General features: G+C 69.8%; 6 protein-coding genes and 2 pseudogenes. All 8 read left to right on the top strand.

Annotation, left to right across the window (positions count from 1 at the left end; translation table 11 throughout):
• The first annotated feature begins 18 nt into the window (after positions 1-18).
• The 8 genes and pseudogenes from AC2TEW_RS37890 (at position 19) to AC2TEW_RS37855 (ending at position 7,807) form a co-directional block, all read left to right on the top strand.
• Positions 19-1,091, top strand: a protein-coding gene (locus AC2TEW_RS37890; protein WP_484627739.1) for an IS630 family transposase whose coding sequence is annotated in 2 segments (ribosomal slippage) — positions 19-502 and positions 502-1,091 — 1,074 coding nt in all. Because the reading frame shifts where the segments join, the coding sequence is not laid out codon by codon here.
• Positions 1,092-1,211: 120 nt separating this feature from the next.
• Positions 1,212-1,406, top strand: a complete 195-nt coding sequence (locus AC2TEW_RS37885) for a hypothetical protein (RefSeq protein WP_484627743.1) — start codon at positions 1,212-1,214, stop codon at positions 1,404-1,406.
• Between the two features lie 120 nt (positions 1,407-1,526).
• Entirely contained in the window at positions 1,527-1,832 is a 306-nt protein-coding gene (locus tag AC2TEW_RS37880) for a transposase (RefSeq protein WP_484627742.1), read from the top strand.
• Between the two features lie 5 nt (positions 1,833-1,837).
• Positions 1,838-2,689 (top strand): annotated as a pseudogene (locus tag AC2TEW_RS37875) (IS3 family transposase); the annotation flags it as partial.
• A 92-nt stretch (positions 2,690-2,781) separates the two neighbouring features.
• The gene (locus tag AC2TEW_RS37870; RefSeq protein ID WP_484627741.1) at positions 2,782-3,558 is read left to right on the top strand and encodes a transposase; all 777 of its coding nucleotides are present in this window, start codon (positions 2,782-2,784) and stop codon (positions 3,556-3,558) included.
• A gap of 179 nt (positions 3,559-3,737) precedes the next feature.
• Positions 3,738-5,420: a glycine-rich protein gene (locus AC2TEW_RS37865; RefSeq protein WP_484627740.1), complete on the top strand. Its 1,683-nt coding sequence runs from the start codon at positions 3,738-3,740 to the stop codon at positions 5,418-5,420.
• Between the two features lie 481 nt (positions 5,421-5,901).
• Positions 5,902-6,615 (top strand): annotated as a pseudogene (locus AC2TEW_RS37860) (IS256 family transposase); the annotation flags it as partial.
• Between the two features lie 119 nt (positions 6,616-6,734).
• A protein-coding gene (locus AC2TEW_RS37855) for an IS630 family transposase (RefSeq protein ID WP_484627739.1) occupies positions 6,735-7,807 on the top strand; the annotation gives its coding sequence in 2 pieces (ribosomal slippage) (positions 6,735-7,218 and positions 7,218-7,807; 1,074 coding nt in all).
• Positions 7,808-7,830 lie beyond the last annotated feature (23 nt).

Here is a 7,830-nt window from a genome sequence, read left to right as displayed (position 1 = left end):
TTTCGCTACTCCGTGCGTATGAGGTATGCGGATGGCGGCGGGCTGACCGCCGTAGGGCGGGCGAAGCGGGAGCGGGTGCGCTTCGAGGCCGCGGAGTTGTTCGAACAGGGAGTGCGCCCGTCGGAGGTCGCGCGGCGGCTGCGGGTGTCGCGGAAGTCCGTCTATGCCTGGCAAGCCCGGTGGCGGGATGGCGGTGTCCAGGCGCTGGTGTCGAAGGGGACGCAGGGCCCGCGGTGTCGGTTGGACATTGAGCAGCCGCAGCGGCTCGAGGCGGAGCTGACGCGGGGGCCGGCCGCGCACGGCTGGACGGAGGACCAGCGCTGGACGCCGGCCCGGATCGCGGTGCTGGTCGAGCGGCTGTTCAAGGTCTCCTACAGTCTGAAGGGCATGTCGCTGGTCCTGCACCGGATGGGCTGGAGCGTGCAAGTCCCGATGCATCGCCCGGTGGAGCGCGACGACGCGGCGGTGGCCGCCTGGCGGGAGGAGACCTGGCCCGCCGTGGGAAAACCGCACGGGACCAGGGCGCGTGGGTGGTCTTCGAGGACGAGGCAGGCCAGTCGCTGAGGCCTCCGAAGGCGCGCACCTGGTCCCGGAAGGGACAGACACCCGTCGTGAAGGTCACCGGCAAGGGCTCCGGCCGCGTCTCGCCCGCCGGGCTCGTGTGCGTCCGGCCCGGTGACCCGCGGACCCGACTGATCTACCGCATGATCGTCCATCGTGGCCGCAAGGGCGAGAAGAAGGGCTTCCGCGAGAAGGACCTCGCCCGGCTGCTCGATGCAGCCCACCAGCAGCTCGGCGGCCCGCTCGTCCTGGTGTGGGACAACGCCACCGCCCACACCGACCGCGTGATGCGCGAGCTGATCGCCACCCGCTCGTGGCTGACCGTCTTCCGCCTGCCGCCGTATGCGCCGGACCTCAACCCCGCCGAGGGTGTGTGGGCCCACCTCAAGAAGAGTCTGGCCAACCTCGCACCCCACACCACCGACCAGCTCGCCACGGCGGTCCGGACCCGACTGAAGAAAACGCAGTACCGTCCCCGCCCCATCGACGGCTTCATCGCCGAGACCGGCCTGACCTTCCAACTCCCATAATCACCTCACTACTTCAACCTCAATTGCGTCGCCTTGCCGGAGCAATCCGCACCAGCCCGTGAGGCGCCGGACAGCCTCGGCTCGGCTCGGGCGAGGGCGTCAGAGGGCACGTGCTCAGGGGTGTGGCCGCCCCGCTGCAGCAGGGCGCCAAGACGGCGTACCCGACCGGCCCGCCGCGGCCGGCATCGGCCGCTGCCCGCGCCCGCCACCCCCACCGACCACGAACTCGGCGCAACCCTCGGCGAACGCTCCTGTCTGCCCTGGCAACTCGACGAACTCCGCACCACCAACCTGATCCCCGCCATCGACGGCTGACCCATGAGCGGCCGTGCCTGACCGCTTCAAGCCCAAGCGGAGTTGCCAGCCTGAGGTTCCCCCGCTGACCTGGACAGCTTGATACTGGGACGGACGGTCCCGGAGGAAGCAGCCCAGGTGGTGAGCAAGCAGAGCAACAGGAGCAAGCGGTACACGGCCGAGTTCAAGCGGGACGCGGTCGAACTCGCGCTGTCCTCGGACAGGACCATCACCGAAGTGGCCCGGGATCTCGGCGTCAGCGCCGAGGGCCTGCGGAGCTGGGTCGACCAGGCCAAGACGGACCGGGGCGATGGCCCGGCCGGGGCGCTGACCAGCGCGGAACGCGAGGAGCTGGCCCGGCTGCGGCGGCAGAACCGGGAACAGCAGCAGACCATCGAGATCCTGAAAAAAGCCGCGGCCTTCTTCGCGCAGGACACGCTGAAGTAGGCGCCCTGTGCGCCTTCATCGACGCGGAGAAGGCCACCGACACCAACTCCGGCGGCTTCAGCGTGGCACTGCTGTGCCGCGTCCTGGGCCTGCCGCGCTCCACCTACTACGCGCACGTCGCCACCGCCCCGGCCCGGCGGGCCCGGCAGCGGGCCGAGGAGAAGCTGGCGGGTGAGATCCAGGTCCTGCATGCCGGCTCGCGCGGCGCTTACGGCGTTCCCCGAGTCCACGCCGCCCTGGCGCGGGCCGGCCGTGCGGTCAACCGCAAACGAGTCGAGCGGCTGATGCGTGCGCACGGCATCACCGGCATCACCCGCCGCCGACGCCGGGGCCTGACCCGGCAGGCGAAGCGGGCCGTGTTCGCGGCCGACCTGATCGGCCGGGACTTCACCGCACCCAGACCCGGGATGCGGCTGGTCGGCGACATGACCGAACTGATCACCGAGGAAGGGAAGTTGTACCTGGCGACCTGCATCGACCTCGCAACGCGGGAGGTGGTCGGTTGGGCCTTGGCGGACCACCACCGGGCCGAGCTCCCGGTCGCCGCGCTGCGGCTGGCGGCCGGACGCGGACAGCTGGAGGCGGGCTGCATCATGCACACCGACCGCGGCAGCGAATACATCGGCGGTGAATTCCGCACGGTGATAAGCGAGTTGGGAATGCGACAGTCGATGGGCAGGGTCGGATCCTGTTACGATAACGCCGCAGCGGAGAGCTGGTTCGCCCTGTTCAAGGCCGAGATCGGCACCACAGCGTGGGCCACCCGAGCCCAGGCCCGAGCCGACATCTTCCGCTTCATCGAAGTCGAATACAACCGCACCCGGCTCCGCAGACACCCCGAACTCGGGTACCTCACCCCGCTCGAAACCCGGGTCAGTCTGCAGCGCGACTTCACCCCCCCCCCCCGCAGCGTAGAAACCCGCTGTCCAAGATCAAGGGGGAACTTCACTTGCTTGCCGACCGCGGGTTCTGCGGCCTGGACCTGTGGCGGGCCGCGAAGGCCGGCGGCGCCGATCTGCTGTGGCGGGTGCGGAGCGCGGTCGTGCTGCCGGTCGTCGAGACGCTCGAGGACGGCTCCTACCTCTCGGAGATCGTCGCCGCGCGGGACCACTACCGGCGTGCGGACCCGGAGCGGGTGCGGGTCGTCGAGTACACACTCGGCAGCGAGGACGGAGACGGCACCGTCTACCGGCTCATCACCAGCATTCTCGACCCCGCCGAGGCTCCGGCCACCGAGCTCGCGGCCCTGTATGCCCAGCGATGGGAGATCGAGAACACCCTCGACGAGATCAAGAACCACCAGGGCTGCCCGCAGCTCGTCCTGCGCTCCCAGCACCCGTCCGGGGTCGAGCAGGAGATCTTCGCGTTCCTGCTGGTCCACCACGCACTGCGGGACCTGATGCACCGGGCGGCGCTGCGGGACGGACACGACCCGGACCGGATCTCCTTCACCCGCACCCTTCGCATCGTCCGCCGCCACATCACCGGACAGGCGGCGCTTCCCCCCTCCCGACTCGCCAGAGCCACCACCCGGACCCTGCGTGAGATCACCGAACGACTCCTGCCTGCAAGGCAGTTGCGATCCAATCCGCGCGTGATCAAACGCAAGATGTCGAACTGGGCACTCAAGCGAACCGAACACCACAACCCGCCCCGGCCGCACCCACCAGCCGTGCGCCTGATCGCCCCGACCAGGGCCCACTCCAAACGCAACAAAACAACCTAAATCACCAGTATTGCCGCTAGTGGGCTAGTCAGGGGAAGGAGAGGTCAACCGGGCACTCCGCCCGTCCGACCGACCGAGCGGGCGGCCGGACGGGCATTCTGGGCGATGGCAGTATCCACGAACCGCGCCTCTTTACGGGGCCGCACACCACTACCTTCGACTCAAGGTGGCCGCACCTCATGCTGACTCGTAAGTCTCTGGCTCTCGTCGCCGCGACGTCCCTGGCCCTCCCCCTGGCCCTCGCCGGCGCCGCGTGCGCAGCTACCCCCACCGGCGGCCCGCTCCCGGCGGGTTGCGTACAGAAGGCCGGTTCGCAGGTCGTGTGCACATACACATCCACGGGCGCGGAACAGCAGTTCTTCGTCCCCGTCGGCGTGAACAGCCTGCACGTCACCGCCACGGGTGGAAGCGGCTATGACGGAACCCAGGGGCTGGGAGGGGCGGGGGCGGTGGTCGACGCTGCCATCCCCGTCGGTGCGAATGACTCTGTAAAGCCTGCCAACCGGATCTTCGTCGAGGTCGGCGGCAACGGCCGTTTTGGGACCGGAGGATGGAACGGCGGAGGAGGGACGCCGTCTTCCGAGTTCGGTGGCGCGGGCGGCGGTGCCTCCGACATCCGCACCGTCCCCATGTCCCAGAGTGCTACGACCGATGGCTCCCGTGTCCTCGTGGCTGGCGGTGGCGGCGGTGGCGGCAGCAGTACGACAGGCGACACCGCCGTTCCGGCCGCCGGGAGCCTCCGAGGCAACGGCGGCGGCGGAGGCCAGGACGGCCAGGGCGTGCAGACCTCCATGGGCACCGCGGCCGGCGGCAAGGCCGGGGCTGCAGCCACCACGACCGGCGCCACCGCCGACGGCAACAGTGGCGCCGGCGGCGGCGGCTACAAGGGGGGCGGCGCGGGAGGGACTGCCGCCGGCAGCGGTTCCCACGTTGCGGGCGCGGGCGGCGGCGGCGGATCCAACCTTGTCCCCGTCGGTGGTACCGCCTCGGTGGCCCCGGCATACACACCCGCCTCTGTCACCATCTCCTACACCACCCCCCCAACCCCCCCCACCCCCCCAACCGCAAAGACAGTCTTCGAAGCCACGGGGCGGACGACGTTTCGGGTACCCCAGAATGCCACGTGGCTGACGATCGAAGCGGTGGGTGGCCATGGCGGTCAGGGCGCCGGATACAGCGCCTCCGACGGAGGACGGGGGGCCCGGGTCAAGATGGACAACATCCCTGTTGGGCCGAACGATGCGATCAAGCCCGGTGACACCCTGATCGTCGACGTCGGTGGCAACGGAGCCAACGCCACAGCAGAGGGAGCGGGGGGAGCGGGCGGTTGGAACGGCGGCGGCAAGGGCGGTGACACAGACCAGGGCAATGCGTCCGGCGGCGGAGGCGGCGGTGGCATGACCGACGTATACACCACGTCGCCCGGCACGAGTGACATCGGTGCGAGTCCCACTCCCCAAACACCCGTCATCGTTGCAGGCGGCGGAGCAGGCAGTGGAGGCGTCTTCATGGGAACCAGTTCCGGGAAGGGCGGTGCCAGCGGTGCGGCAGGCCAGACCGTAGGGAACTGTATCGGCGGTGGCGCGGGGACCTCGACCGCGGCTGGCACGGGAGACGCCGCCGGGAGCGGTACCACTGGCGGCGACGCGCAGAGCGCGGCTTCTGACCACGGCGGTGGAGGCGGCGGAGGCGGCGGGGGTGTCGAAGCGGGTGGTGCTGGTATGAGCTCTACCGCAGCTAACTTGGGAGGCGCCGGCGGTGGCGGCGGCGCCAGCTTGGTCGCCACCCAGTTCGGCGGGACCACTGCCGGCCCGACCACCGACACCACCGGTTCCCCGCAGATCACCATCACCTCTGGTTGACCACCTGCCCAGCCGAACAACGCCGGGATCCTCGCAGGGTGACGTGAAGTTAGTTGATCTTGGATCGTTCCTGTTGGCATGGATGTTCGAAGCGGATGAGGCTCCGTTGTGGTTGATGACCCCGCGAGTCGTCCACCGACAACGGAGCTTCGGCGCTGTCAACGCTCCCGCAGAATTGGTTCTGGATCACTTTCCGGATGCTGTTGGTGATCTTCAGCAGCTGTCGGTTTGAGTCCGGTCGATCGTCTGGTGGCAGAGGCGCGTGAAGCGGGTTGTGGGGCTGGTCCGGGTGTTGCCCGGGATGGCGTCCCGCCGAGTGGTGTAGCCGATCAGCGTGAGGGCGTACGCCCGGGGGCGTGTGGCAGGCGGGTTTCCGCTCCCTGCCCGTGGAGCGGGCCACCGTGCAACTCTCCGTAGAGAAAACCCAGTTCAACACGGAGGTGCACGGTGGCCCGCTCCACGGCAGGACCTACTTCGGCTGATGGAAGCACTGAGTTCGGCGGACGGACTGGAACTCGTCCGCGGGGCGGCCGAGCGGATGCTCCAGGAATTGATCGAGGCCGAGGCCACGGCGAGGATCGGTGCGGAGTGGGACGAGCACGCCGGGACGCGCACCGCGTTCCGCAACGGGCACCAGGACAAGACGCTGACCACCCGGGTCGGCGACCTGGAGTCGGCGGTCCCCAAGCTGCGGTCGGGGAGCTTCTTCCCGGTGCTGCTGGAGCGGCGCCGCCGGATCGACCGGGCACTGTACGCGGTCATCATGGAGGCCTGCGTCCACGGGGTGTCCACCCGGTCGGTCGACGACCTGGCCAAGGCCATCGGGGCGGACAGCGGGATCTCCAAGAGCGAGGTCTCACGGATCTGCCAGGACCTCGACGGTCAGCTGACCGCGTTCCGCAGCCGGCCGCTCGACCACGTCCGCTTCCCCTGCGTCTGCCTGGACGCGACGTACTGCAAGGCGGGGGTGAACCACCAGATCGCCTCCCGGGCCGTGGTGACCGCCACCGGAACCGCCGAGGACGGCGGCCGCGAAGTGCTGGGGGCGATGCTCGGCGACAGTGAGACCGAGGTGTTCCGGACCCAGTTCCTGCGCTCCTTGCGCGAACGCGGCCTGAGCGGGGTCCGGCTCGTGATCGGCGACCACCGCTCGGGCCTGGTGAAGGCGATCCGCAAGGTCATGCCCGGCGGCAGCCGCCGGAGCCGCCACGAGCCCCACCGGTACCGGCTCCACCGCCGCGTCCCCCAGCGCCGCGGCTTCTGAGGTTGTCGCGAGGGGGTGACAGATGATGATCCTTTCGCTACTCCGTGCGTATGAGGTATGCGGATGGCGGCGGGCTGACCGCCGTAGGGCGGGCGAAGCGGGAGCGGGTGCGCTTCGAGGCCGCGGAGTTGTTCGAACAGGGAGTGCGCCCGTCGGAGGTCGCGCGGCGGCTGCGGGTGTCGCGGAAGTCCGTCTATGCCTGGCAAGCCCGGTGGCGGGATGGCGGTGTCCAGGCGCTGGTGTCGAAGGGGACGCAGGGCCCGCGGTGTCGGTTGGACATTGAGCAGCCGCAGCGGCTCGAGGCGGAGCTGACGCGGGGGCCGGCCGCGCACGGCTGGACGGAGGACCAGCGCTGGACGCCGGCCCGGATCGCGGTGCTGGTCGAGCGGCTGTTCAAGGTCTCCTACAGTCTGAAGGGCATGTCGCTGGTCCTGCACCGGATGGGCTGGAGCGTGCAAGTCCCGATGCATCGCCCGGTGGAGCGCGACGACGCGGCGGTGGCCGCCTGGCGGGAGGAGACCTGGCCCGCCGTGGGAAAACCGCACGGGACCAGGGCGCGTGGGTGGTCTTCGAGGACGAGGCAGGCCAGTCGCTGAGGCCTCCGAAGGCGCGCACCTGGTCCCGGAAGGGACAGACACCCGTCGTGAAGGTCACCGGCAAGGGCTCCGGCCGCGTCTCGCCCGCCGGGCTCGTGTGCGTCCGGCCCGGTGACCCGCGGACCCGACTGATCTACCGCATGATCGTCCATCGTGGCCGCAAGGGCGAGAAGAAGGGCTTCCGCGAGAAGGACCTCGCCCGGCTGCTCGATGCAGCCCACCAGCAGCTCGGCGGCCCGCTCGTCCTGGTGTGGGACAACGCCACCGCCCACACCGACCGCGTGATGCGCGAGCTGATCGCCACCCGCTCGTGGCTGACCGTCTTCCGCCTGCCGCCGTATGCGCCGGACCTCAACCCCGCCGAGGGTGTGTGGGCCCACCTCAAGAAGAGTCTGGCCAACCTCGCACCCCACACCACCGACCAGCTCGCCACGGCGGTCCGGACCCGACTGAAGAAAACGCAGTACCGTCCCCGCCCCATCGACGGCTTCATCGCCGAGACCGGCCTGACCTTCCAACTCCCATAATCACCTCACTACTTCAACCTCAA

The organism is Kitasatospora sp. NEAU-CNBT7, from assembly GCF_057220535.1.
This window is presented reverse-complemented; position numbering and strand designations above follow the sequence as displayed.